This is a genomic window from Luteimonas huabeiensis HB2 (assembly GCF_000559025.1).
In the GTDB taxonomy this organism is placed as follows: domain Bacteria; phylum Pseudomonadota; class Gammaproteobacteria; order Xanthomonadales; family Xanthomonadaceae; genus Luteimonas; species Luteimonas huabeiensis.
Map to the genome: position 1 here is coordinate 16,241 of NZ_JAAN01000006.1, position 22,977 is coordinate 39,217.

A 22,977-nucleotide genomic window follows, 5' to 3' on the forward strand; every position below is an offset into this window, starting at 1 on the left:
CGCCGCCGGCGGGCCGGCCCCGCACCCCGGGAGGAGCCCATGGCCAGACCCCGCCGCGAACGCGAGCCGCCCCGCCTCACCAGCCCCGACAAGGTGGTCTACGCCCGCCAGGGCATCACCAAGCGCCAGGTCGCCGACTACTACCGCGCGGTCGCCGCGCGGCTGCTGCCCCAGGTCGCGCGGCGCCCGCTGTCGCTGCTGCGCTGCCCGGACGGCGCGGGCGGCCCGTGCTTCTTCCAGAAGCACCATGCCGATGCGCTGGGCGAGGGCGTGCATGCGGTCGCCCTGCGCGAGCAGGACGGCGGCGAGGCGGACTATCTCTACATCGAGGACGTCGAGGGCCTGCTCGCGCTGGTGCAGATGAACACCCTGGAGCTGCACCCCTGGGGCGCGACCATCGACGACCTGGAGCACCCGGACCGGCTGGTGTTCGACCTCGATCCCGGCCCCGGCGTGGGCTGGAAGGCGGTGATCGCCGGCGCCCGCGACGTGCGCGCGCGCCTGCGCGCGCTCGGCCTGGAGAGCTTCGCGCGGCTGTCCGGCGGCAAGGGCGTGCACGTGGTGGCGCCGATCCGTCCCGGCCCGGGCTGGGACGAGGCCAAGGGCTTCTGCGAGGCGGTCGCCGGCGCGATGGCCGCGCAGCGGCCCGATCGCTACGTGGCCACGGCCAGCAAGGCCAGGCGCCGCGGGGTGATCTTCATCGACTGGCTGCGCAACGGCCGCGGCGCGACCAGCGTGGCCAGCTGGTCGCTGCGCGCGCGCGAGGGCGCCGGCGTCGCCATGCCGGTGCGCTGGGAGGAACTGGGCAGGGTGGCCTCGGGCGATCAGTACGACCTGCGCCGGGCGCAGCGCCGCGCCGCCTCGCTGCGCACCGACCCCTGGCGCGGCTGGGCGCAGGCGCTGCGGCAGCGCCTGCCCAGGCTCGGGTAGAGCCGCGCGCGGGCGCGGTCGCCCCGCGGCTCACTCCGTGCGCAGGCGCACCTCGTCCACGACCCACATGGCCGGCCGGGTGTCGCCGGTGAACACGAGGCACAGGTCGGCGCGCCCGGCGGCGGGCGGCAGTTCGGCGTCGAGGACGGCGAAACCGTCGGCGCCGGGCGCTTCCGGCAGCGGGACCTCGGCGACCACCGGGCCTTCGCAGCCGCCGCGGTGCACGCGCAGCTCGCCGTGCGCGGCGGTGGCGGGCGCGAAGCGCCGCGCGGGCTCGTCGTGGGCGAGCTGGAAGGCGTAGGGCATGCGCCCGGCGCGCACGCGCAGGCCGACGATGCCGTCCAGTTCGGCATCGCGCCACAGCCAGCAGGGATAGAAGATGTCCACGTCGAAGTCGTCGCGGGGCCCGCGCAGCGGGCCGTCGTCCTCCAGCCGCAGGCGCAGCGAGCCGGGGCCGGGGCAGGCCTCGAGCCGGCGATCGCTGCGCGCGAGCAGGCTTTCGGCGCTGTAGCGGTGCAGGCTAGGCGCGGCCAGCGCGTCGTCGCCGTGGAAGGCGGCCGCGCGCACGGTGGCCGGCAGCGCCAGCGTCAGCGGGCGCTCGTAGCGGGCGGAGGCGGCGGTGGGCGCGCTGCCGTCGGTGGTGTAGCGCAGCGGATAGCCGAGCGGATTGCGCAGCCTCACCTCGACCCGGCCGGCCACGCGTTCCTCGCGCACGTCGGCCTGCACCTGGAACGGCGTGCGCGCGTAGGCGATGCCGGTGGCGCGGTAGCGGGCGAGCTGCGCGGGCAGGCGGTCGAGGAAACCCGCCCAGTCGCGCCGCGCGGGCGGCGTCCAGGCGATCTCCGCCAGCGCGGCGATGCGCGGGAACACGTGGTGCTGCACGCGCTCGAAGCTGCGCACGTGTTCGGTCCACAGGTTGGCCTGCACGCCGAGCACGTGGCGCGCCTGCTGCGCGTCGAGCGCCGCCGGCACCGGCTCGAAGGCGTAGACCTGCTGCAGGGTGTTGGTGGCCGGCCGCCCCGGCGGCTCGTCCGGCGAATCGGTCTGCAGGTAGTCCAGGTACAGGGGCGAGACCGGGGTCATCACCACGTCGTGGCCCAGCTGGGCGGCGGCGATGCCGCCCTCGATGCCGCGCCAGGACATCACCGTCGCTTCCGGCGGCAGGCCGCCGTCGAGGATCTCGTCCCAGCCGATCGCGCGGCGTCCGCGGGCCTGCAGGAAGCGCGCCATGCGCCCGATGAAATGGCTCTGCAGCGCGGCCTCGTCGGCCACGCCCAGCTCGCGCATGCGCGCCTGCACCCGCGGCGAGGCCTGCCACTGGTCCTTGACCGCCTCGTCGCCGCCCAGGTGCACGTAGCGCCCCGGGAACAGCGCCACCACCTCGGCCAGCACGTTCTCCAGGAACGCGAAGGTGCTGTCCTCGACGTTGAACAGCGTGGTGTTGACGCCCCATTCGTTGAGCACCGCGACCGGCGCGCCGGTCACGCCCAGTTCCGGGTACGCGGCCACGGCCGCCTGCGCGTGGCCGGGCATGTCGATCTCGGGCACCACCGCGATGTGGCGCGCGGCGGCGTAGGCGACGATGTCGCGGATCTGCTCCTGGGTGTAGTGGCCGCAGTAGGGCACCGGCCGGCCGGTCGCGGGATCGACGCCGCCGTCGCCGGCGGGGATGCGGCAGCCGCCGATCTCGGTCAGGCGCGGGTAGCGCTTGATCTCGATGCGCCAGCCCTGGTCGTCGGTGAGGTGCCAGTGGAAGGTGTTGAGCTTGTGCAGCGCCATCGCGTCGAGCAGGCGCTTGATCTCGTCCACGCTCTGGAAGTGGCGCGCGGAATCGAGCATCAGGCCACGCCAGCCGAAGCGCGGGGCGTCGTCGATGCGCACCGCCGGCAGTTCCACCCGCGCCGCGCGGCCGGTGCCGGCGAGTTGCCACAGCGTGGTGGCGCCGTGCTGCAGGCCGGCGCTGGTGCGCGCGGTCACCTCGACCGCGTCCGCGCCGACGCGCAGGCGGTAGCCCTCGTCGTGGAGGTCCAGCGCCGGGTCGATGCGGAACCGCAGGCCGGCGCCGGCGTCGCCGGAGGCGGCCGGGCGCAGCCCGCGCGAGCGCTGCAGCAATCCGGCGAAGTGTTCGGCCACCGCCTGCGCGCCGGCGCCCTCGGCGAAGTAGCGGGTGCGGCCATCGAGCACGAACCGGCCCGGCTGCGGCGCGATCGAGGCCGGCAGCGGCACCAGCGCATCGTGGCCGGCCGCGGCCTGCGGGGCGGCGGTGCCGGCGTCGGGGGCCGCCGCCGGGGCCGTGGGGGGCGCGCCCGGGCGGCCGCTGCAGGCCGACAGCGCGATCAGGACGCAGGCCAGCGCGGCCGGGCGGAGCGGGTACGGATGCATCGGCGTCTCCTCTGCGATGCCGGCGCCGGAGGCGGCGGGGAAGCCCCGCCGCCGATCCGGCGATGCGCCTTTAGAAGCGCAGGTGCACGGTGGCCATGTAGCGGCGGCCGGTGTGGTAGCGATTGGCGGGCATGCTCTTGTCGCCGAGGTACTGGAAGTATTCCTCGTCGAGCAGGTTCATCGCGTCGAAGGCGATCGACCACTGGTCGTCGAAGCGCCAGCCGATGCTCGCGCCGAGCTCGGCGTAGGCGTCCACGCTCGCCGGCGCCGCGCCGGCCACGTAGCCGCCGGCGAGGTAATGGTCGCGCCAGTTGTAGGTCAGCCGCGCGCTCAGCGGGCCCTGCTCGTAGTACGGGCTCAGCGCGATGCTGTGCTCGGACTGGTAGGGCAGCGGGTTGCCGGTGTTGTTCTCGCCGTCGGCGTAGGTGTAGTTGGAGGTCAGGCCGAAACCGCTGTCGCCGAAGGCCTGCTGGTAGGACAGGTTGAAGCCCTTGACCTTGCCGCCGCCGGCGTTGCGCGGGCGCGAGATGCTGTAGTCGCAGTAGCCGTCCTCGGTGCAGCCGCGGCTGCCGACCAGGCCCGCCCAGGCGGTCGGGTCGTTGTCGCGGATCGAGTTGTAGTGGCGCTCGATGGCGGGATCGGTGTCGATGTAGTTGTCGATGTCCTTGTAGAACACCGAGGCGGCCAGCACCGACTGCGGGGCAAAGTACCACTCCGCGGCGAGGTTGAAGTTGGTGGATTCGTAGGGCGAGAGCTCGGCGTTGCCGCCGGCGCCGGTGAGCACGGTGTCATTGAGGAAGGTGTTGTTGACCAGCTGGTTGTACGGCGCCCAGGCGATCACCTTGGCCGCGGCGAAGCGGAACAGCCAGTCGTTGCCCGGGTCGAGCACCAGGTTGACCGACGGCAGCAGGAAGTCGTCCTTGCCGGTGCGGGTCTGCCACTTGCTGTCGAGGTCGTCGAGCGTGGGCGTGCCGCCGTAGGCGAAGCCGCTGCCGTCGATCTTCGATTCCACGTAGCGCAGGCCCACGTTGCCGCGCAGCAGGCCGGTGGAGAAGTCGCCCTGCACGTAGCCGGCGGTGTTGGTCTGCTCCAGCGCCCAGGTGTTGTTGAGGTAGCTGCCGGGGTCGGGGTTGGCGTAGTCCATCGGGCTGTTGCGGATCCAGTCGATCACGTTGTCGCGCCCGACCTGCAGGTGGCGGCCGTGGTCGGGGTGGAAGCCGCGGATGTCGGTGGGTCCGATCGTGCCCACTTCGTCCAGGAAGCCGGTCCTGACGCCGCCGTAGACGTTGAGCGCGAAGCGCTCCTCGTGCTTGACCTGACGCGCGCCGAAGCGCAGCAGGTTGAAGGCGCCGGGCAGGCGCACGCTGAAGTCCACCTGGCCGTAGCGGTTCTCGCTTTCGGTGGAGAACACGCCGTTGTTGCCCAGCCAGCCGTCGGAGCCCCAGTTGGCCGGATCGCGCGCGGCGTCGGGATCGTCGAAGCGGATGCCGTCGTCGATGCTCCAGCTGAAGCCGCCGTTGTAGACGGGCTCGATGAAGTACTGCGCCATGTTGTCGTTGTCGGACTTGCTGCGGCCGATCTGGCCGGACACGCCCCAGATGTCGCCCTGCCAGGAACCGCGCAGGTCCAGGCCCTTGGTGGTGACCTCGGAGACGCGCACGTTGTTGTCGTAGAGCACCGTGCCGCCGCCCGCGTCCGCGTTCGGGCCGGAATGCCCGCCGACCACGACGCCGTTCGGGCCCTGGTCGAGCCGGTCGACCGCATCGACGGTGCCGTCGTTCCAGGTCAGGAAGCTGTACAGCGACTGGTTGTAGTTGTCGAAGTTCTCGCGGATGTACAGGCCCTGCAGCTTGAACTCCAGCGCGTCGCTGGGCTTGAGCTGCAGGTTGACGACCGCGCTGTCGCGCTCGCGCTCCTGCTGGAACCAGGCCGCGTTGATCGAGTTGGGCACCATCGCGTCCGGGTCCAGGCCGGGCGCGGCGGCGTTGGCGAAGGTGGAGGCGGGCGCGTAGCCGAAGATCTCCATGCCCTGGCGGTCGATCTTCTCCTCGAAGCGCTGCGCCGAGACCGCCACGCCGAAGGTCTCGGCGGGGTTCTTCCAGCTGTAGAGCAGCGAGGCGTTCGGCGCGCCGCTGCTGGCCTGGTCGTTGTAGCTGTAGCCGATGGAGGCGGCGCCCTCGTTGGCCTCCAGGTCCAGCGGCTGGCGGGTGTGCATCAGCACCGTGCCGCCCAGGCTGCCCTCGGGCAGGCGCGCCTCGGAGGACTTGATCACCTCCAGCCGGCCGAGGATCTGCGGCGCCAGCAGGGTGTGGTCGAAGCCGCGGCTGGGCTGCTCGCCGTAGAGCCAGATCGCTTGCGCGATCGGGCGGCCGTCGAGGAAGGTCAGGTTGAGGCTGGGATCGGTGCCGTCGATGCTGACCCGCTCGCCCTGGCCGAAGCGGCGGTCGAGCGCCACGCCCGGGATCTGCGACATCGCCTCGGCGACGTTGGTGTTGGGGAACTTGCCGATGTCCTCGGCGGTGATCGCCTCGGAGACGGTGTCGTTGTTGCGCTTGGTGTCGAGCGAGCGCTCGAGGCTGGCGCGGATGCCGACCACGGTGATGGCGTCGAGCTCGGTGGGGTCGTCGCGCCCGCTGGCGGGCTCCTGCGCCTGTGCAGCGAATGCCAGGCAGGACGCGACCGCCGCCGAAAGCAGGGACTTGCTGTAGCTCATGGTCTCACTCCTGTCGTGTGCCGAGGTTGCGGCGGTGGAACGTCCACCGCCGTGCCGAGGTGCATCCGTCCGGCATGCCGCCCGGCCCCGCGGCATGCCCGTTGTCTTGCGGCGGCGCCGCGTGCGCTCACGGCGCCGCGCGCTGCCCCAGGTACCAGTTCGCCGCGCCGATCACCCCGAGCTGGCCGTGCTCGACCAGCTTCACCGGGATCCGCTCCAGCGCCTCGCGCATCGGCCCCTTGTCGAGGAAGCGCTCGACGAAGCGGCTGGCGGCGAGAAAATCGCGGATGCGCGGCAGGATCCCGCCGGCGAGATGGATGCCGCCGCTGACGCCGTACAGCAGCGCCATGTCGCCGATCGTGCTGCCGAGCAGGCCGCAGAACAGGTCCAGCGCCTCCACCGCGCGCGGGTCCTCGCCCGACAGCGCCGCGGCGGTGATCGCGTCGGGCGCGGGCGGCTCGCCCGCATCGCCGGCCAGCGCCGACAGCGCCGCGTACAGGTTGACCAGCCCCGGGCCCGAGAGCGCGTGCTCGATCGCCACGTGGGCGCCGCGCCGCTGCAGCTCGCGCAGCACCGCCATCTCGCGCTCGGTGCGGGTGGTCAGCGCGGCCTGGCCGGCCTCGGTGGCCAGCACCACCGGCCCGGCCGGCCCCGGGATCCAGACCGCCGCGCCCAGGCCGGTGCCGGGACCGACCACCAGGGTGGGGCCGGGCGGCGCGGTCAGCGGCCCGGCCAGGCGCATTACCTCGCTGGCATCGACGTGCGCGGCCGCGTGCGCCACCGCCTCGAAGTCGTTGACCAGGCGGAAGTCGCGCAGGCCCAGCCGCTCGCGGATCGCGGCGAGCGAGATCCGCCAGGGCAGGTTGACGGTGATAACGGTGCCGTCCTCGAGCGCATAGCCGGCGCTGGCGATCACCCCGGCCTCCACGCGCACCTCGCCGAGCCCGGCGAGGAAGTCCTCGACGATGTCGGCCAGGCCCGGCCACTGCGCGCAGGCGTACTTGCGGTAGTGCAGCACCCGCACCGGGTGCCGCGGATCGCCGCTGGGCTCGACCAGGCCGATGCGGACGTGGGTGCCGCCGACGTCGGCGGCGACGAACGGCGCGTTGCGCGCGCTCGTGCCGGCCGCGGACGGCGGGGTGGACATGGCGACCACGGTGTCTCCCTTGGCGGGCGCCGCCGATCGTTCCCCGGGCAGCGCGATGTCCGGAGTTTGAAAACGTCGTGACAACGATGTCAATCACGATCGGGTGCTTCCAGCGCCGGGCCTCCGGTTTCGACACATTGCCGTCACAAAAGCGATCGATCGGCCCGGATTGGCGTCGTTGCTGTGTTCAATGGACCCGGATCGAGCCGGCAGAACGGCCATCCATGTTGCGGGGCAGCACGTTCCCGGCGGCCGCGGGGCGTCGCGCGTTTGCCACGACGGGCGGAAGTATGACAACGTTAGTCATCGATGACCGGCCGGCGACATCCGGCCGCAGCGAACGAGGGGAGGCGTTTCGCATGTCCGCAACCAGCGCCGCGCGCCCGGTCCCGGCCCGTCCGACGACGGCGATCGCGATCATGGGCCTGCTGTTCTTCATCATCGGCTTCTTCACCTGGATCAACGGCCCGCTGATCACCTTCGTCCAGCTCGCCTTCGAGCTCGACGAGGTCAACGCCTTCCTGGTGCTGATGGTGTTCTACCTGTCGTACTTCTTCCTGGCGCTGCCCGCGGCCTGGGTGCTGCGCCGCACCGGCATGAAGAAGGGCCTGGCGCTGAGCCTGGCGGTGATGGCGGTGGGCGCGGCGATGTTCGGCGAGTTCTCCACCCAGCGCTGGTACCCGGGCGCGCTGTCGGGCCTGTTCGTGATCGGCGGCGGCATGGCGCTGCTGCAGACCTCGGTCAATCCCTACGTCAGCATCCTCGGCCCCATCGAGGGCGCCGCGCGACGCATCGCGCTGATGGGCATCTTCAACAAGACCGCCGGCATCCTGGCGCCGCTGGCGCTGGGGATGTCGGTCATGCGCGGCATCGGCGATCTCGCCGCGCGGATCGAGGCCGCCGACGATGCGCAACGCGCCGCGCTGCTGGATGCGTTCGCCGCGCAGATCCACGCGCCCTACCTGGCGATCGCCGGCGTCCTGCTGCTGGTGGCGGTGGGCGTGCTGTGCTCGCCGCTGCCGGAACTGCGCCCGGCCGAGGCCAACGCCGACGCCTCGGCGCGCGCGCAGGGGCCGCGCCGCAGCGTGTTCCACTTCCCGCACCTGTGGCTGGGCGTGCTGTGCCTGTTCGCCTACGTCGGCGTCGAGGTGCTGGCCGGCGACGGCATCGGCACCTACGGCCAGGCCTTCGGGCTGCCGCTGGACCACACCAAGTACTTCACCTCCGCCACCCTGGCCTGCATGCTCGCCGGCTACGTGGCGGGGATGATCCTGATCCCGAAGTACGTGTCGCAGGAACGGTACCTGCGGGTCTCGGCGCTGCTGGGCATCGCGTTCACCGCCGGCGCTTTCCTGACCTCCGGCTACGTCTCGGTCGCCTGCGTGGCGCTGTTGGGCTTCGCCAACGCGATGATGTGGCCGGCGATCTTCCCGCTGGCCATCCGCGGCCTGGGCGCCTCCACCGAGACCGGCTCGGCGCTCTTGGTGATGGGCATCGCCGGCGGCGCGATCGTCCCGCAGGCGTTCGCGGTGCTCAAGCAGCACTACGATTTCCAGTGGGTGTTCGCGCTGCTGATGATTCCCTGCTACGCCTACATCCTCTACTACGCGGTGCGCGGCCATCGCGCCGGGCTCGCCGGCCGCGGCTGATCCGCGGCATCATGCGCCGAGCCGACAGGGCAGCCGACAGGAGCGGAACCTCCGTGCGCAAGCCGACCATCCGCGACGTCGCCGAGCGGGCCAAGGTCTCGCTCAAGACCGTCTCGCGCGTCATCAACAACGAGCCCTCGGTGATGCAGGCCACCCGCGCGCGGGTGCTGCACGCCATCGCCGAGCTGGACTACGAGCCCGATCCCTCCGCGCGCAACCTGCGCAGCGCCACCGCGTTCGTGATCGGCGTGGCCTACGACAACCCGAACCCGTACTACATCATCAGCGTGCAGAACGGGGTGCTCGCCGCTTGCCGCGAGACCGGCTTCGACCTGCAGATTCACCCCTGCGACGCCAGCTCGCCGCTGCTGGCGGACGAGCTGTGCGACTGGATGCGGCGCTCGCGCCTGGCCGGGCTGGTGCTGGCGCCGCCGATGTCCGAGCGCCGCGAGCTGGTCGAGGCGCTGGCCGCGCGCGGCGTGCGGCTGGCGCGCATCATCGCCGCCGACGCCGATCCGCAGGACGGCGGGCCCTGCGTCTGGGTGGACGACCGCGACGCCGCCTACGAGGTCACCGAGCACCTGATCCAGCTCGGCCACCAGCGCATCGGCTTCCTGTGGGGCGGGCAGGAGCACCGCTCCAGCACCGAACGCTACCTGGGCTACGAGCGCGCGCTGAAGGACTACGGCATCACGCCCGACCGCCACCTGGTGATCCCCGGCGACTACACCTTCGACGACGGCTTCCGCGGCACCCGCCGGCTGCTGGCGCTGCGCGACCCGCCCACCGCCATCTTCGGCTCCAACGACGAGATCGCCGCCGGCGTGCTGGCGGCGGCGAAGTCGGCGGGCCTCAACGTGCCCTACGACCTGTCGATCGCCGGCTTCGAGGACAGCCCGTTCTCCAAGCAATCCTGGCCGCCGCTGACCACCGCCAAGCAGGCCACCGAGGACATCGCCCGCGCCGCCGCGCGGTTGCTGATCTCGCAGCTGCGCCAGGACGCCGGCGCTCCCCCGGCCCTGCCCAACCAGGGCTTCGTGCCGCAGCTGGTGGTGCGCGGTTCCACCGCGCCGCCGCGGCCGCGCCCCCAGCCCAGCGAGTGAACCCGATGCAGGCCGCCCCGCCCGATCCTTCTTCCGCCGGCGCCAGCTGGATGTTCCGCGAGGCGGCGCAGGCCGCCGACGTGGTCGCCGCGCAGCTCGAGCGCAACGCCGCCACGCTGGCGGCGCTGGCCGCGCGCCTGCGCGAGCGCCCGCCGGCGTTCGTGGCCACCTGCGCGCGCGGCAGCTCGGATCACGCCGCCACCTACGGCAAGTACCTGTTCGAGACCCAGCTCGGCCGTGCCACCGTCTCCATCTCGCCCTCGGTGGGCTCGGTCTATGCGGCGCGGCTGCACCTGCGCGACGCCTTGTTCGTCGCGATCTCGCAATCCGGCCGCAGCCCGGACCTGCTGCGCAACGCCGAGGCCGCGCGCGCGGCCGGCGCCCACGTCGTCGCCCTCGTCAACGCCGAGGATGCGCCGCTGGCCGCGCTGGCCGATACCGTGGTTGCGCTGTGCGCGGGGCCGGAGCGCAGCGTCGCGGCGACCAAGAGCTACATCGCCTCGCTGTCGGCGCTGCTGCAGCTGGTGGCGTTGTGGAAGGACGACGCGGCCCTGCTGCGCGCGCTCGACGGCCTGCCCGACGCGCTGCGCGCCGCCTGGGCGCAGGACTGGTCGCCGCTGGTCGAGGGCCTGCGCGCGTCGCGCAACCTGTTCGTGCTCGGGCGCGGGCTGGGGCTCGGGGTGGCGCAGGAGGCCGCGCTGAAGTTCAAGGAAACCTGCGGCCTGCACGCCGAGGCGTACAGCGCGGCCGAGGTCAGGCACGGGCCGATGGCGCTGGTCGGCCCGGGCTTCCCGGTGCTGGTCTTCGCGCAGCCCGACGAGACCGGCGCCGGCACCCTGGCGCTGGCGCGGGAGTTCGGCGAGCGCGGCGCGCGGGTGTGGATCGCCGGCGAAGGCGGCGACCTGCCGGTGCCCACCGCCATGCACCCGGCCTGCGCGCCGCTCTTGGCCGCGCAGGGCTTCTATCGCGCGGTGGAGGCGCTGTCGCGCGCGCGCGGACACGACCCGGACCGGCCGCCGCACCTGCGCAAGGTCACGGAGACGGTCTGATGCAGGCGCTCGGCAACGTCCGCATCCTGGGCGACGACGGTTTTCTCGACGGCCATGCCGTGCTGGTCGCGGGCGGGCGGATCGAGGCGGTGCTGCCCGACGACCATCCGCGCGTGCGTGCGGCCGAGCGCGTGGACCTGGGCGGCGGCGTGCTGCTGCCCGGCTTCATCGACCTGCAGGTCAACGGCGGCGGCGGGGTGCTGTTCAACAACGCGCCCGACGCGGACGCGGTGGCGGCGATCGCGCGCGCGCACCGCCGCTTCGGCACCACCGCGCTGCTGCCCACGCTGATCAGCGACGATCTCGAGACCATGCGCCGCGCGGTGGCCGCGGTGCGCGCGGCGATCGCCGCCGGCGCGCCCGGCGTGCTGGGCATCCACCTCGAAGGCCCGTACCTCGCGCCCGCGCGCAAGGGCACCCACGACGCCACCAAGTTCCGCGTGCCCGATGCCGGCGAGATCGCGCTGGCGACCTCGCTCGACAACGGCCCCACCCTGATCACCCTGGCGCCGGAACGGGTGCCGGCCGATGCGATCCGCGCGTTCGTGGCGCGCGGCGCGATCGTGTTCGCCGGGCACACCGCCGGCAGCTACGAGGACATCCGCGCCGGGCTGGAGGCCGGCGTGCGCGGCTTCACCCACCTCTACAACGCCATGAGCCCGCTGCAGGGGCGCGAGCCCGGCGCGGTCGGCGCGGCGCTGGAGGACCGCGACAGCTGGTGCGGGATCATCGTCGATGGCGTGCACGTGCATCCGGCCAGCCTGCGCGTGGCGCTGGCCGCCAAGCCGCGCGGCAAGGTCTTCCTGGTCACCGACGCGATGCCCCCGGTCGGCGCCGACGACCCGCGCTACGTCCTCTACGGCGAGACCATCACCGCGGTGGACGGCGTGGTCCGCAACGCCGCCGGCGCGCTGGCCGGATCGGCGCTCGACATGGCCACCGCGGTGCGCAACGCGGTGCGCATGCTCGGCCTGCCGCTTGAGGAAGCCGCGCGCATGGCCTCGCTGTACCCGGCGCAGTGCCTCGGCATCGACGACCGCTACGGCCGCATCGCAGCCGGCGGCCGCGCCGATCTGGTCCTGCTCGACGACGCGCTCGGCGTTGTCGCCACCTGGATCGGCGGCGCGCGCGGTTAGCGTGCGCTACGCCTCGGTCGACGCCCTGCGCGGCTGCACGGTGGCGGCGATGCTGCTGGTCAACACGCCGGGCGACTGGGACCACGTCTATGCGCCCCTGTTGCACGCCGAGTGGAACGGCTGCACGTTCGCCGACCTGGTGTTCCCGTTCTTCCTGTTCGTGGTCGGCGTCTCGCTGGCGCTGGGCGTCGCCCCGCGCGCGGCCGAGCCCGCCCGGCGGCGCGCGCTGCTGCGCGGCGTGCTCGCGCGCGCCGCGCGCATCGTCGCGCTCGGGCTGGCCCTGCACGTGCTGGCATGGTGGGCGCTGGACCTGGCGCACTTCCGCCCCTGGGGCGTGCTGCAGCGGATCGGCCTGTGCTTCGCGCTGGCCGGCGCAGCCGCTCTCTGGCTGCACCCCCGCGCGCAGTGGATGCTGATCGCCGGGCTGCTGGTCGCCTACGCCGCGGTGCTGGCGATCGGCGGCACCGCGCCGTGGACCAACCCCGCCAGCCGCCTCGACGCCGCATTGTTCGCGCCCTGGCTGTACCGCTACGACCCCGCGACCGGGCTCGGGCACGACCCCGAGGGGCTGCTGTCCACCGCCGGCGCGCTCGCAACGACCCTGCTCGGCGTGCGCGCCGGCGACTGGCTGCGCAGCGGCCGCGTGCGCCCGCTCTGGATCGCGGGCGCCTGCGCGTTGCTCGCCGGTGCCGCGCTCGGCGCCTGGCAGCCGGTCAACAAGCACCTGTGGACGTCCGCCTACGCGCTGTGGACCGGCGGCTGGGCGCTGTGGGCCCTGGCCGCCGCGCACCTGCTCATCGATCGCCTCGGCTGGCCGCCGCTGGGCCGGCGCTTCGGCCTCAACGCCATCGTCGCCTACGCTGGCTCCATCGCCTGCGTCCTGCTGCTCATCGCCGCCGGCGCCTGGCAGCCGCTGTATGCCCGCGGCATCGGCGCCTGGCTCGTACCGCTCGCAGGTCCGAAAGCCGCTTCGCTCGCGTTCGCCGTCGCCTTCGTCGGCGCCTGGTGGTGCGTGGTGTGGTGGATGGACCGGCGCGGGTGGGTGGTGAAGATCTGAGGGCTTCAGCAGGCGCGCGCGGGTGCGCGAGCGGACCGGATCGCTACCCCCGCGGCCGCGCCCGCTCCGCGATCTCGCCCAGGCGGGCGGGGGTGACGTGCCACTGCGCGGCATCGGCGTCGTAGGCGAACTCGAGCGCGACCTTGGCGGTGGCGCGCTGGATGCGCACGATGCACACGCTCCAGGGGGCCTTGCCTTCGGTGCGGGTGGCTTCGCGCAGGGCGTCGAGGGCGGATTCGAGCGCGGGGGCGCGCGGGGTGGCGGGGCGGGGCGCTTCGCCGTCGCGGTAGCGGAAGCCGGACAGGCGGCGGCTGCCGCTGGTGTAGTCGGCGATCAGGGCGTAGCCGTCCCAGTCGCCGTCGGCGGCGGCGGGGTCGGCGACGATGGTGCGCCCGATCGCGTGGACCAGGGCGTCGCGGTCCGGGGCGGTCATCAGCTGGCGTTCTCGATCATGCCGGGCATGTCGTTGCGGGCGATGCGCTCGTACACCTGGCCGGCCTCGTTGTCGAACACGGTCAGCGCGGGATCATAGACGATGGCCTGGCGGTCGGGGTCGATCACCTCGTAGTCCAGCCGCACCTGGTCGGGGCGCTGCTGGCCCTCGGGCGCGAGTTCGATGCTCAGGCGCACTTCCATGCCCTGGGCCAGCCAGTCGGCCCATTCCTGCTCGATGCGCGCATAGGGCCCGGTGTTGAAGCCGCCCTGCTGCGGGAACATGTTGATCGGGCCGTGGCCGTTGACGAAGCGGTAGGCGAGCATGTGGCCGACGTGGTCGCCGCTGCCCTTCAGCCCGTGGTCGGTGCGGAACTGCGATTGCGCGGCGTTCTCGACCGCGTCGGAGTCGCGCCCGGCGCTGCTGGGCTCCCAGGTGAGCGTGGCTTCGGCGCCGGTGGGGCGGCCCTCGGCGTCGAAGGTCCAGGTGACTTCGTTGGTCTCGCCGGAGCCGACTTCGGTGATGGTGGCGTCCACCCGGCCGGCGGAGACGTCCTCGCGCAGGGCGACGGCGGCATCGGGCTGCGTGCCGGTCAGCAACAGCGCGTTGAAGGCGGCGCGCTGGTCGCGGCTGCCCGGGTCGTCGAACAGCACGGTGTGCTGGCTGAAGTCCTCGCGGTCGAGCGGTTGCGAGGCCGGGCCGTGCTCGGTGGGGGCGTCGAAGATGGAGGCGGGCCCGGACATCACCCGGATCTCGCCTTCGCGGGTGCGGCCGATGGTCAGCGCGAGCCGGTCGAGCGGCACCTCGTTGGCGCGGGCGATCTCGGCGAACGCGGCCTCGAACGGGGTGCCGGCGTAGTCGCCGCCGTCCAGGCGCACGGTGGCGCCGGCGGGGAGGGTGTCCGGGTCGAACGGGTTGATCGCGCGCATCGCCTCGGGCGTGGCGGCGGTGGCGGGCATGTCCACGCGGTATCGCGCGGTCGTGGGCGCCTGCGCGTGCCCGCCCGGCGCGCCGACGGCGATCTCGGCGCTGGCCTCGAAGCGGGTGCGCCGGTGCTGGGTCGTCTCCTCGCCGATGCGCACCGACTGCATGTCCGCCTCGAAGCGGACCTCGGCCGGGTCGGCTTGCAGGATCGGCGGGTCGAAGCCGGCGTCCGCGGCCGCGGCGCGCAGCGCCGCGAACGGCCGGTTCCAGTCCGGGGGCGGGAAGTTCTCCTGCCGGGGGAGTGCGAAGCTCATGGGCGCGGGCACAGCGGCGGCGGAACGCCGGTGCGCCTACCGTATCGGCACGATCCGGCGCCGCCTATCGGGGCAAACCCCATGTTGCCGGGCGCCGGAATGTCATCGTCCGGTCACGTCGATATGCGCCGCGGCGGCCGATTCCGGGCGCGCTCAGCCGCCGTCCGCCCCGCCGAGCAGGTAGCGCTGCCAGAACAGCACGGCGGCGGCGCCGAAGTGGTCGCTGTTGGACTTCTTCGAGAAGCCGTGGCCCTCGTCGTCGAACATCAGGAACCACACCGGCTGGCCGTTGCCGCGCACGGCTTTCACGATCTGCTCGGCCTCGGTGTAGGGCACCCGCGGGTCGTTGCGGCCCTGGGCCACGAACAGCGGCGCGCGGATGCGCTGGGCGTTGGTCAGCGGCGAGATGCGGTCGAAGAAGGCGGCCATTTCCGGGTCGCGCTCGTCGCCGTACTCGGCGCGCCGCAGGTCGCGGCGGTAGCTTTCGGTGTTGCGCAGGAAGGTGCCGAAGTGGGAGATGCCGACGATGTCGATGCCGGCGCGCAGCCGGTCGCTGTAGTGCATCAGCGAGGCGAGCACCATGTAGCCGCCGTAGCTGCCGCCGGTCACGCCGACGCGCCCGGCGTCGAGCTCCGGCTGCTGCGCCACCCAGTCCAGCAGCGCACCGATGTCCTTGACCGAGTCCTCGCGCAGCGGCCCGTTGTCGAGCTGCAGGTAGGTGCGGCCGTATCCCGACGAGCCGCGCACGTTGGGCAGCAGCACGGCCGCGCCCAGTTCGTTGACCAGGAACTGCACGTTCGGGCTGAAGACCGGGCGCGCCTGGCCCTCCGGGCCGCCGTGGATGTCGATCACCACCGGCCAGCCGCCCGCCGGCGCCGGACCCGCCGGCCGGTAGTAGAACGCCGGCACCGTGCGCGGCGCGCCGTCGACGGTGTCGAAGGTCGGGAAGCGCACCAGGGTGGGCTCGACGAACTTCGCGGTGTCCAGGCCGCCGACCTCGCTGCGCGTCCAGCGCTCCAGGCGATCGGTGCCGACGTCGATGACGTAGGCGTCGGAAGGCGAGGTGGCGGTGTTGAGGGTCAGCGCCAGCCGGTTGCCGTCGGGCGAGAAGCGCAGCCCGCCCAGCACGCCGACCGGCAGTTGCGGTACCGCGACCGGCGCCAGGTCCGGCAGGCGCAGCAGGTGCAGGCGCGAGACGCCGTCCTCGTTGGCGACGTAGGCCAGGTGCCGGCCGTCGCCGGCGATCTCGAACGCGCCGACGTCCCAGGGCACGTCGCGGCTGACGATCGTCGGCGCGCTGCCGGGCCGGCGCAGGCGCAGGGTGCGGAATTCCTGCGGCCGGCCCTCGACCGGCTCGTCGGAAACGTAGAACACGGCCTCGCCGTCTGGCGCGTAGCGGAAGTCGCCGAAGGCCGCCTTGCCGCCCTCGACCGGGAACAGCGTCAGTTCGCCGGTGGCCAGGTCCACTTCGCCGGGGTAGGACTCGTTGATGGAGACGTACCGCGAGACCAGCAGCCGGCGCCCGTCGGGCGAGAAGTCCAGCGCGCGCCAGTCGCCGCCCTCGGTCACCATCGCGCGCGTCTGGCGGCTGGAGAAGTCCATCACCCACACGTCGGTATCGGTGCCGTTGCGCGCGGTGCTGCTCCACGCCACGCGGCGGCCGTCGCGCGAGAACAGCCCGCCCTGGTTGCGGGTGCGCCCGCCCGGGGTGAGGCGATGGGTCTGGCGGGTGGCCAGGTCGTACCAGTGGATCTGCCAGAACTCGTCGCCGCCCTGGTCCTGGGCGTAGAGGAAGCCGTCCAGGCCGAAGCGCGCCGGCGCGATGCCGCCGATGGCGATGCGCTCGGGCTCGAAAGTGAGCTGCTCGCGCATGCCCAGCGGCTCGCAGACGCGGTGCGCCTGGGCGGTCTCGGCGAAGCGCGTCGAGATCAGCAGGCAGCCGTCGCGGGTCCAGCCGGCGACGCTGGCGCCGCGGGTGTTCTGGTAACGGTTGAGGCGCGCGCGCAGTTCGGCCGGGATCTCCGGCACGTGCTCGCTGATGCGGTTGCCTTCGCGCTGGCGCTCGGGCGCGTCGGGAGCGGGCTGGGCCAGGGCGGCGGCGCAGGCCAGCGCGGGCAGGAGGGCGAGCAGGCGCAGGCGGCGCATGGCGGCAGTTCCTCGGGGACGGGCCCCGAGCCTAACCCAGCGCGCCGCCGGCATGGCGGTGCGCGACGACGCTACAGCCGCCCGGTCATCCGCGCCAGGGTGTCGTCGCGCCACCACCAGTGGTGCATGAGCACCATCAGCACGTGGCCCACGACCAGCGCCAGCAGCGTCCAGGCCAGCAGGCCGTGGGAGGCGTCGGCGGGGGCCAGCATCCAGGCGACTTCCTGCCCGGTCGCGGGCAGCAGCGGGATGCCGAACGGCGCGAAGCCCTCGCCGGAGCCGTACTCGCGCAGCAGCGCCACGCTGGGCACGTAGAGCATCAGCGCATAGAGCAGCGCATGGCCGGCCGCGGCGGCGCGGCCCAGCAGCGTGCCCGGGTGGGCGGGCCGCCGCCGCCATTGCGACAGGCCCCAGGCGCCGCGCAGCAGGATCAGCAGCATGAGCACGGTGCCGACCGGCTTGTGCGTGCCGACCATGAAGGCGGTCAGCGGATGCCGGCCGACCAGGATCTTGATCGCCATGCCGGCGAACTGCCACGCGAACAGCGCGGCCATGCCCCAGTGCAGGAGCCGGGTGACCAGGCCGTAGCGGCCGGGGGTGTCGAGCCAGCGGGAGGTCATGCGGGGGCGGATCCTGTGGGCGGCGCCGGCGCGGCTGAACGCGCGGCCGGAGCCGGCAGTTCAGCGGCTCGCGGGCGGATTGTCAAACGCGCTGCGACGGCTGGCCGGGCCGCCGGCGGCCCGGCCGACGCGCCGGCGCCTGTTCGCGCATCGCCGGGACCGGGGAGCCGATCCGGGGCCGATGGAGGATGCCGGCGTCGCGGCGAGGCCGGTCGTGCGTGGGGATATCGCCGCCGCGCGGCCGGATCCGGCTCCGCGGGGTTCAGGCGGTGCGCGGTCGCGCCAGCACGGTCAGCAGGTCGCGCAGCTCTGCCTTGTCGACGGCGTCGAGCGTGCCTTCGCGCTGCTTGGCCTGCAGTTCGTCCACGCGCTGGCGCCGGGTCTGCTCGACGAGCCGGTCCAGGGCGTCCAGGAACTCGCCGCGCCAGGCGGCCTCGTCGCCGGGCAGGCTGACCGCGGCGAGCTTGTTGAGGGCGTCGGCTTCCTCGCGCCCGGCGAAATGCTCGAGCACGGCGCCGGTGCTGATGTCCGGGCGCGCCTGCACGATGGCGATGAGTTCGGCCAGCAGCGGCACGCCGGGCTGGCGCAGCAGGGCGAAGCCGCCGTCGGCGGGCGCCTCCAGCGCCAGCGCGGGCTTCTGCAACAGCAGGGTGATCGCGGTGCGGACCAGGCTGCGCTTGGGTGCGGGCCCGCCGCGGCCGCTGCGGGCGTTGCGTTGCGCCGGCGCCTGGGCGGGGGGCGCGGCCGCGCGCGCGCCGACGCCGGTGAGCTCGGTCAGGCGCTGCCGCATCAGGTCGGCGAAGGCGCCGTCCGGGATCTGCGCCAGCAGCGGCTGGGTGCGCTCGGCCAGGCGCGCCTTGCCGTCGAGCGTGCCCAGGTTCACGCCTTCGGCGAAATGGTCGAAGAAGAACTGCGACAGCGGAGTGGCCTCGCGCAGGCGCGCCTCGAAGCCGGCCGCGCCCTCGGCGCGCACCAGGGAATCGGGGTCCTCGCCGTCGGGCAGGAACAGGAAGAAGGCCTGGCGGCCGTCGCGCATGCGCGGCAGCACCGATTCCATCGCCTTGGTCGCCGCGCGCCGCCCGGCGGCATCGCCGTCGAAGCAGAACACCACGTCGGGCGCATTGCGGAACAGCAGCTCGGCGTGGTCGGCGGTGGTGGCGGTGCCCAGCGTGGCGACCGCCTCGCGCAGCCCGTGCTGGAACAGCGCGATCACGTCCATGTAGCCCTCCACCACGATCAGCCGCGCGATCTTCTGCTGCGCCTGCCGCACCTGCCACAGGCCGTACAGCTCGCGGCCCTTGTGGAACAGCGCGGTCTCGGGGGAGTTGAGGTACTTGGGGCCGTCGTCGGCGCCGAGCACGCGGCCGCCGAAGGCGATGGTGCGCCCGCGGCGGTCGGCGATGGGGAACATGACCCGGTCGCGGAACTTGTCGTAGCTGTGGCCGCGGTCGTTCTTCGACAGCAGGCCGGCGCGTTCCAGCAGCTTCAGCCGCCGCTCGTCGGTGCCCAGCGCATCCTTGAGCCCGGAATAGCCTTCCGGCGCGTAGCCGATCGCGAACAGCTCGCGGATCTCGGCGTCCACGCCGCGGCGGTCGAGATAGTCCTGCGCCTTGCCGCTGCCGGCCAGTTGCTGGCGGTAGAAGCGCGCGGCGGCGTCCAGCGCCTCGTAGACGCCGCGGGTGTCGTTGTCGGGCGCGCGCTGGCGGTTCTCGCGCGGCACCTCCATGTTGGCCGCGCGCGCCAGCTCCTCCACCGCGTCGAGAAACTCGAGGCGGTCGTAGTTCATCAGGAAGCTGATCGCGGTGCCGTGCGCGCCGCAGCCGAAGCAGTGGTAGAACTGCTTGGTCGGGGAGACGTAGAACGAGGGCGTGCGCTCGTCGTGGAACGGGCAGGGCGCGGCGTACTCCTTGCCCTTGCGCTTGAGCGGCACGCGGGCGCCCACCACCTCGACGATGTCGGTGCGCGCCAGCAGGTCGTCGATGAAGGCGTCGGGGATGCGGGCCATCGGGCTAGTGTAGCGGTCGGCCCGGCGCGCGCTGCTGGGGCGGATCGACATTCGACCTGCAGCGCCGGAGCGGTCTCTTCTGCCGCAAGCGGGCCCATCTTGTCCTCTCCCGCAAGCGGGGCGTATCGCTCCTTCTCCCGCAAGCGGGTGCATATCGTCCCTTCTCCCGCAGGGAAAAACAAGATGGCCCCCGCTTGCGGGGGAAGGGAAAAGCAGGATGTCGCCCGCCTAGGGCCGGTCGGCGGGCCCCGGCGCCGCGCGCGGCGCCTCGGGATCGACCGCCAGGGTCGGGGGGAACACCTGCCCGGCGTCCGGCGCGGTCTCCGGCGCCTCGCTCGGGTCGGCGGGCATCTCGCCGCAGCGGATCTGCGCGCGTTCGTCGATGACCGCGGTGATCAGCGCGCCGACGAAGAACACCATCGCCGCGTAGTACATCCACACCAGCAGGATCACCAGCGTGCCCATCGAGCCGTAGGCGCTGCCGGGCGCGGCCTGGGCGATGTAGACCCCGATCGCCCAGCGCCCGAGCATGAACAGCGCCGCGGTGATCAGGCCGCCCAGAAAGGCCTGCTGCCAGCGCACCCGGCGATCGGGCACGTAGTGGTAGAGCAGGCTGAAGGCCAGCGCGTAGATCAGCAGCGAGACGCCGATGCCGACCATCGGCAGCAGGCTGGGCACGCCGGCGAAGATCCATTCGATCGCCGCCGACAGCACCGTCGACACGATCACCAGGAAGCCCAGCGCCAGCACCACGCCGAAGGAGAACACCCGCTTGCGCAGGAACGCGACGATGCCGCCGAGCGTCTGCCCGCTGGTGTGGAAGATCAGGTTCAGCGTGCTCTGCAGGCGGGCGAAGATCGTGGTCGCGCCGACGAACAGCAGCAGGGTGCTCCACAGCCCGGCCAGCGAGCCCACGTCGGGCCGGTCGCTGGCGTTGCGCAGGATGGTGGTGGCCACCTCCTGCGCGCTCGGGCCGGCCAGGCTGCCGATCTGCCCGAGCAGTTCCTCCTGGGCGGTCGGATACAGCGAGGCGGCCACCCAGAGCAGCAGGATCAGCAGCGGCGCCAGCGACAGCAGGGCGAAGAACGACAGCGAGGCGGCGTGGGTGAGCAGGTCGATCTCGACGAAGCGCTTGCCCAGCGCGAACGGCAGGCTGTGCTGGAGGCGATCGAGCAGGCGCTTGAACTTGGCGGGCGGCTTCGGCATGGCGTCCGGGGGCGGCGGCGACGGGCGACAGGATGCCAGACCGGTGTGGCCGGGCAGTGAGTTGCCGCGCAGCGCCGCCGTCGTCGGCGGCGGCTCAGCCGGCCAGTCGCCGCTTGACCAGCGCCGAGACCTGGCCCATGTCGGCCTGCCCGGCCAGCCGCGGCTTCAGCACGCCCATCAGCTTGCCCATGTCGGCGGGGCCGGCGGCGCCGGTCTCGGCCACCGCGGCATCGATCGCGGCCAGGATCTCGGCCTCGCCCAGCTTCTCGGGCAGGTAGCGTTCGATCACCGCGATCTCCGCCCGCTCCACCGCGGCCAGGTCCTCGCGCGCGGCGGCCTCGTACTGGGCGACCGAATCGCGGCGCTGCTTGACCATCTTGTCGAGCACGGCCAGCACCGCGGCGTCGTCGAGTTCGATGCGCTCGTCGACCTCGCGCTGCTTGATCGCGGCGTTGATCAGCCGGATCACGCCCAGGGTGTCCTTGTCGCCGCCCTTCATGGCGGCCTTCATGTCGTCGGTGAGTCGCTGCTTCAGGCTCATGGGATGCTCCGGGTAGCGCGCTCGGGCGGGGCCCGGCGGGGAAGGGGGAGAGTGCGGCGGCGGGACGCAGAAAAGCCGGCCACGCTCGCGCGTGCCGGCTTCTCGATCGGGCCCCGGCGCGCGCGCTGGGCGCGCGGCGGCCGGCGGGCCGGATGCCTCAGTACAGGCGCTGGCGCTTGGTGACGTCGCGCGAGACCCGGCGGGCCTGACGCTTCACCGCGGCGGCGGCCTTGCGCTTGCGCTCCTGGGTCGGCTTCTCGTAGTACTCGCGCTTGCGGGTCTCGGCCAGCACGCCGGCCTTCTCGCAGGTGCGCTTGAAGCGGCGCAGGGCAAACTCGAACGGCTCGTTTTCGCGGACTTTGACGCTGGGCATAGGACTCTCTGGAAGTGGGTAATCCGCAGGCTTCGAGCCGTGCGGACCGGACATCCGCGAGGCGCCTCCAGCGCACCGCCCGCCCGGGGAGCCGCGTATGATACCGGCGACGCCCGCGTCCGCGCAACCGCGCCGTTCCGGCCGCTCCGGCGGGCCGTCCCCCCGCTCCCCGACAGGCCCTTCCCCGCCCATGCGCGTCCTCGGCATCGAAACCTCCTGCGACGAGACCGGCGTCGCCGTCTACGACACCGCCCTGCGCGGGGCGGCGGCGCTGCGCGCGCAGGCGCTCTACAGCCAGATCGCGCTGCACGCCGAGTACGGCGGGGTGGTGCCGGAACTGGCCAGCCGCGACCACGTGCGCAAGCTGGTGCCGCTGGTCCGGCAGACCCTGGCCGAGGCCGGGCTGGCCCCGGCCGATCTCGACGGCGTGGCCTACACCGCCGGGCCGGGCCTGGTCGGCGCGCTGCTGGTAGGCGCCGGGGTCGGCCGCGCGCTGGCCTGGGCGCTGGACGTGCCCGCGATCGGGGTGCACCACATGGAAGGCCACCTGCTGGCGCCGCTGATCGAGGACGGCGATCCCGTCCATGGCCGGCCGGCCCCGCCGTTCGTGGCCCTGCTGGTCTCCGGCGGCCACACCCAGTTGGTCGCGGTGGAGGCGATCGGCCGCTACCGCCTGCTCGGCGAGACCCTGGACGACGCCGCCGGCGAGGCCTTCGACAAGACCGCCAAGCTGATGGGCCTGCCGTACCCCGGCGGCCCGCAGCTGGCCGCGCTGGCCGAGCGCGGCACCCCGGGCGCTTACCGGTTCGCGCGGCCGATGATCGATCGGCCTGGGCTCGATTTCAGCTTCAGCGGCCTGAAGACCCAGGTGCTGCTGGCCTGGCGCGACAGCGACCAGAGCGAAGCGACCCGCGCCGACATCGCCCGCGGCTTCGAGGACGCGGTGGTGGAGACGCTGGCGATCAAGTGCGAGCGCGCGCTGGACGCGGCCGGCAGCGACACCCTGATCGTGGCCGGCGGCGTCGGCGCCAATCGCCGCCTGCGCGAGCGCCTGCAGGCGATGGCCGCCCGCCGCGGCGGGCGCGCCTGCTTCCCGCGTCCGGCGCTGTGCACCGACAACGGCGCGATGATCGCCTTCGCCGGCGCCCTGCGCCTGCAGGCCGGCCAGCACGACGACGCGGCCGTGCGCGCGGTGCCGCGGTGGGACATGGCGTCGCTGCCGCCGTTGGCGTAGCAGCGAGGGCGGAGCG

The 22,977-nt window shown here is 73.3% G+C and carries 17 protein-coding genes and 1 pseudogene; 7 read left to right on the forward strand and 11 right to left on the reverse strand.

What is annotated here, in order from left to right; genetic code table 11:
* Nucleotides 1–75 precede the first annotated feature (75 nt).
* A pseudogene (gene ligD / locus Z164_RS0101590) lies at nt 76–930 on the forward strand (non-homologous end-joining DNA ligase); the annotation flags it as partial.
* Between the two features lie 30 nt (nt 931–960).
* Here ligD and Z164_RS0101595 read toward each other — a convergent pair.
* The 3 genes from Z164_RS0101595 to Z164_RS0101605 all read right to left on the reverse strand — a co-directional run bounded on the left by Z164_RS0101595 (nt 961) and on the right by Z164_RS0101605 (nt 7,172).
* On the reverse strand, nt 961–3,312 hold the full coding sequence (locus Z164_RS0101595) for a family 20 glycosylhydrolase (RefSeq protein WP_024889004.1): 2,352 nt from the start codon (nt 3,310–3,312) through the stop codon (nt 961–963).
* 70 nt (nt 3,313–3,382) lie between these two features.
* Nucleotides 3,383–6,025: a TonB-dependent receptor gene (locus tag Z164_RS0101600; protein WP_024889005.1), complete on the reverse strand. Its 2,643-nt coding sequence runs from the start codon at nt 6,023–6,025 to the stop codon at nt 3,383–3,385.
* 127 nt (nt 6,026–6,152) lie between these two features.
* Nucleotides 6,153–7,172 carry a glucokinase gene (locus Z164_RS0101605; RefSeq protein WP_043688977.1) on the reverse strand — a complete coding sequence of 340 codons (1,020 nt, stop codon included), beginning with the start codon at nt 7,170–7,172 and terminating at the stop codon, nt 6,153–6,155.
* A 359-nt stretch (nt 7,173–7,531) separates the two neighbouring features.
* Between Z164_RS0101605 and Z164_RS0101610 the strand changes: the two genes are divergently transcribed.
* Genes Z164_RS0101610 through Z164_RS0101630 form a run of 5 tightly spaced genes read left to right on the forward strand, consistent with a single transcriptional unit; the run spans nt 7,532 to nt 13,166 of the window.
* The gene (locus Z164_RS0101610; RefSeq protein WP_024889007.1) at nt 7,532–8,821 is read left to right on the forward strand and encodes a sugar MFS transporter; all 1,290 of its coding nucleotides are present in this window, start codon (nt 7,532–7,534) and stop codon (nt 8,819–8,821) included.
* 53 nt (nt 8,822–8,874) lie between these two features.
* Nucleotides 8,875–9,924, forward strand: a complete 1,050-nt coding sequence (locus Z164_RS0101615) for a LacI family DNA-binding transcriptional regulator (RefSeq protein WP_024889008.1) — start codon at nt 8,875–8,877, stop codon at nt 9,922–9,924.
* A 5-nt stretch (nt 9,925–9,929) separates the two neighbouring features.
* Entirely contained in the window at nt 9,930–10,973 is a 1,044-nt protein-coding gene (locus Z164_RS0101620; protein ID WP_024889009.1) for an SIS domain-containing protein, read from the forward strand.
* Nucleotides 10,973–12,109 (forward strand): N-acetylglucosamine-6-phosphate deacetylase, encoded by a 1,137-nt coding sequence (gene nagA, locus Z164_RS0101625; protein WP_043688965.1) that lies wholly within the window; start codon nt 10,973–10,975, stop codon nt 12,107–12,109. The genes Z164_RS0101620 and nagA overlap by 1 nt, the downstream gene beginning before the upstream one ends.
* 1 nt (nt 12,110) lies before the next feature.
* Entirely contained in the window at nt 12,111–13,166 is a 1,056-nt protein-coding gene (locus Z164_RS0101630) for an acyltransferase family protein (RefSeq protein WP_024889011.1), read from the forward strand.
* Nucleotides 13,167–13,209: 43 nt separating this feature from the next.
* Here the strand turns inward: Z164_RS0101630 and Z164_RS0101635 are convergent, their stop codons facing one another.
* From Z164_RS0101635 to rpsU, 8 genes are all read right to left on the reverse strand, one after another.
* Nucleotides 13,210–13,599, reverse strand: a complete 390-nt coding sequence (locus Z164_RS0101635) for a hypothetical protein (RefSeq protein ID WP_024889012.1) — start codon at nt 13,597–13,599, stop codon at nt 13,210–13,212.
* Nucleotides 13,599–14,837 carry a DNA/RNA non-specific endonuclease gene (locus tag Z164_RS0101640; RefSeq protein ID WP_024889013.1) on the reverse strand — a complete coding sequence of 413 codons (1,239 nt, stop codon included), beginning with the start codon at nt 14,835–14,837 and terminating at the stop codon, nt 13,599–13,601. Before Z164_RS0101640 ends, Z164_RS0101635 begins: the two co-directional genes overlap by 1 nt.
* Nucleotides 14,838–14,990: 153 nt before the next feature.
* Entirely contained in the window at nt 14,991–16,982 is a 1,992-nt protein-coding gene (locus Z164_RS0101645; RefSeq protein ID WP_024889014.1) for a S9 family peptidase, read from the reverse strand.
* A 71-nt stretch (nt 16,983–17,053) separates the two neighbouring features.
* A complete protein-coding gene (locus Z164_RS0101650) occupies nt 17,054–17,602 on the reverse strand; it encodes a cytochrome b (RefSeq protein ID WP_024889015.1) in 549 nt (182 codons plus the stop codon).
* 262 nt (nt 17,603–17,864) lie between these two features.
* Nucleotides 17,865–19,607 (reverse strand): DNA primase, encoded by a 1,743-nt coding sequence (dnaG, locus tag Z164_RS0101655; protein WP_024889016.1) that lies wholly within the window; start codon nt 19,605–19,607, stop codon nt 17,865–17,867.
* A 228-nt stretch (nt 19,608–19,835) separates the two neighbouring features.
* Nucleotides 19,836–20,813 (reverse strand): YihY/virulence factor BrkB family protein, encoded by a 978-nt coding sequence (locus tag Z164_RS0101660; protein WP_024889017.1) that lies wholly within the window; start codon nt 20,811–20,813, stop codon nt 19,836–19,838.
* Between the two features lie 94 nt (nt 20,814–20,907).
* Nucleotides 20,908–21,354 carry a GatB/YqeY domain-containing protein gene (locus Z164_RS0101665; protein ID WP_024889018.1) on the reverse strand — a complete coding sequence of 149 codons (447 nt, stop codon included), beginning with the start codon at nt 21,352–21,354 and terminating at the stop codon, nt 20,908–20,910.
* A 157-nt stretch (nt 21,355–21,511) separates the two neighbouring features.
* Nucleotides 21,512–21,727: a 30S ribosomal protein S21 gene (gene rpsU, locus Z164_RS0101670; protein WP_024889019.1), complete on the reverse strand. Its 216-nt coding sequence runs from the start codon at nt 21,725–21,727 to the stop codon at nt 21,512–21,514.
* 190 nt (nt 21,728–21,917) lie between these two features.
* Here rpsU and tsaD point away from each other — a divergent pair, with 190 nt between their 5' ends.
* Entirely contained in the window at nt 21,918–22,961 is a 1,044-nt protein-coding gene (gene tsaD, locus Z164_RS19730) for a tRNA (adenosine(37)-N6)-threonylcarbamoyltransferase complex transferase subunit TsaD (RefSeq protein ID WP_043688966.1), read from the forward strand.
* Nucleotides 22,962–22,977: the final 16 nt, after the last annotated feature.

Bases quoted from the DNA above. Each gene is read 5' to 3' on its own strand.
- Z164_RS0101645 (WP_024889014.1), bottom strand. From the start codon at position 16,982: ATGCGCCGCCTGCGCCTGCTCGCCCTCCTGCCCGCGCTGGCCTGCGCC.
- dnaG (WP_024889016.1), bottom strand. From the start codon at position 19,607: ATGGCCCGCATCCCCGACGCCTTCATCGACGACCTGCTGGCGCGCACC.
- Z164_RS0101640 (WP_024889013.1), bottom strand. From the start codon at position 14,837: ATGAGCTTCGCACTCCCCCGGCAGGAGAACTTCCCGCCCCCGGACTGG.
- Z164_RS0101650 (WP_024889015.1), bottom strand. From the start codon at position 17,602: ATGACCTCCCGCTGGCTCGACACCCCCGGCCGCTACGGCCTGGTCACC.
- Z164_RS0101600 (WP_024889005.1), bottom strand. From the start codon at position 6,025: ATGAGCTACAGCAAGTCCCTGCTTTCGGCGGCGGTCGCGTCCTGCCTG.
- Z164_RS0101665 (WP_024889018.1), bottom strand. From the start codon at position 21,354: ATGAGCCTGAAGCAGCGACTCACCGACGACATGAAGGCCGCCATGAAG.
- Z164_RS0101595 (WP_024889004.1), bottom strand. From the start codon at position 3,312: ATGCATCCGTACCCGCTCCGCCCGGCCGCGCTGGCCTGCGTCCTGATC.
- nagA (WP_043688965.1), top strand. From the start codon at position 10,973: ATGCAGGCGCTCGGCAACGTCCGCATCCTGGGCGACGACGGTTTTCTC.
- rpsU (WP_024889019.1), bottom strand. From the start codon at position 21,727: ATGCCCAGCGTCAAAGTCCGCGAAAACGAGCCGTTCGAGTTTGCCCTG.
- Z164_RS0101605 (WP_043688977.1), bottom strand. From the start codon at position 7,172: ATGTCCACCCCGCCGTCCGCGGCCGGCACGAGCGCGCGCAACGCGCCG.
- Z164_RS0101660 (WP_024889017.1), bottom strand. From the start codon at position 20,813: ATGCCGAAGCCGCCCGCCAAGTTCAAGCGCCTGCTCGATCGCCTCCAG.
- Z164_RS0101610 (WP_024889007.1), top strand. From the start codon at position 7,532: ATGTCCGCAACCAGCGCCGCGCGCCCGGTCCCGGCCCGTCCGACGACG.
- Z164_RS0101620 (WP_024889009.1), top strand. From the start codon at position 9,930: ATGCAGGCCGCCCCGCCCGATCCTTCTTCCGCCGGCGCCAGCTGGATG.
- Z164_RS0101635 (WP_024889012.1), bottom strand. From the start codon at position 13,599: ATGACCGCCCCGGACCGCGACGCCCTGGTCCACGCGATCGGGCGCACC.
- tsaD (WP_043688966.1), top strand. From the start codon at position 21,918: ATGCGCGTCCTCGGCATCGAAACCTCCTGCGACGAGACCGGCGTCGCC.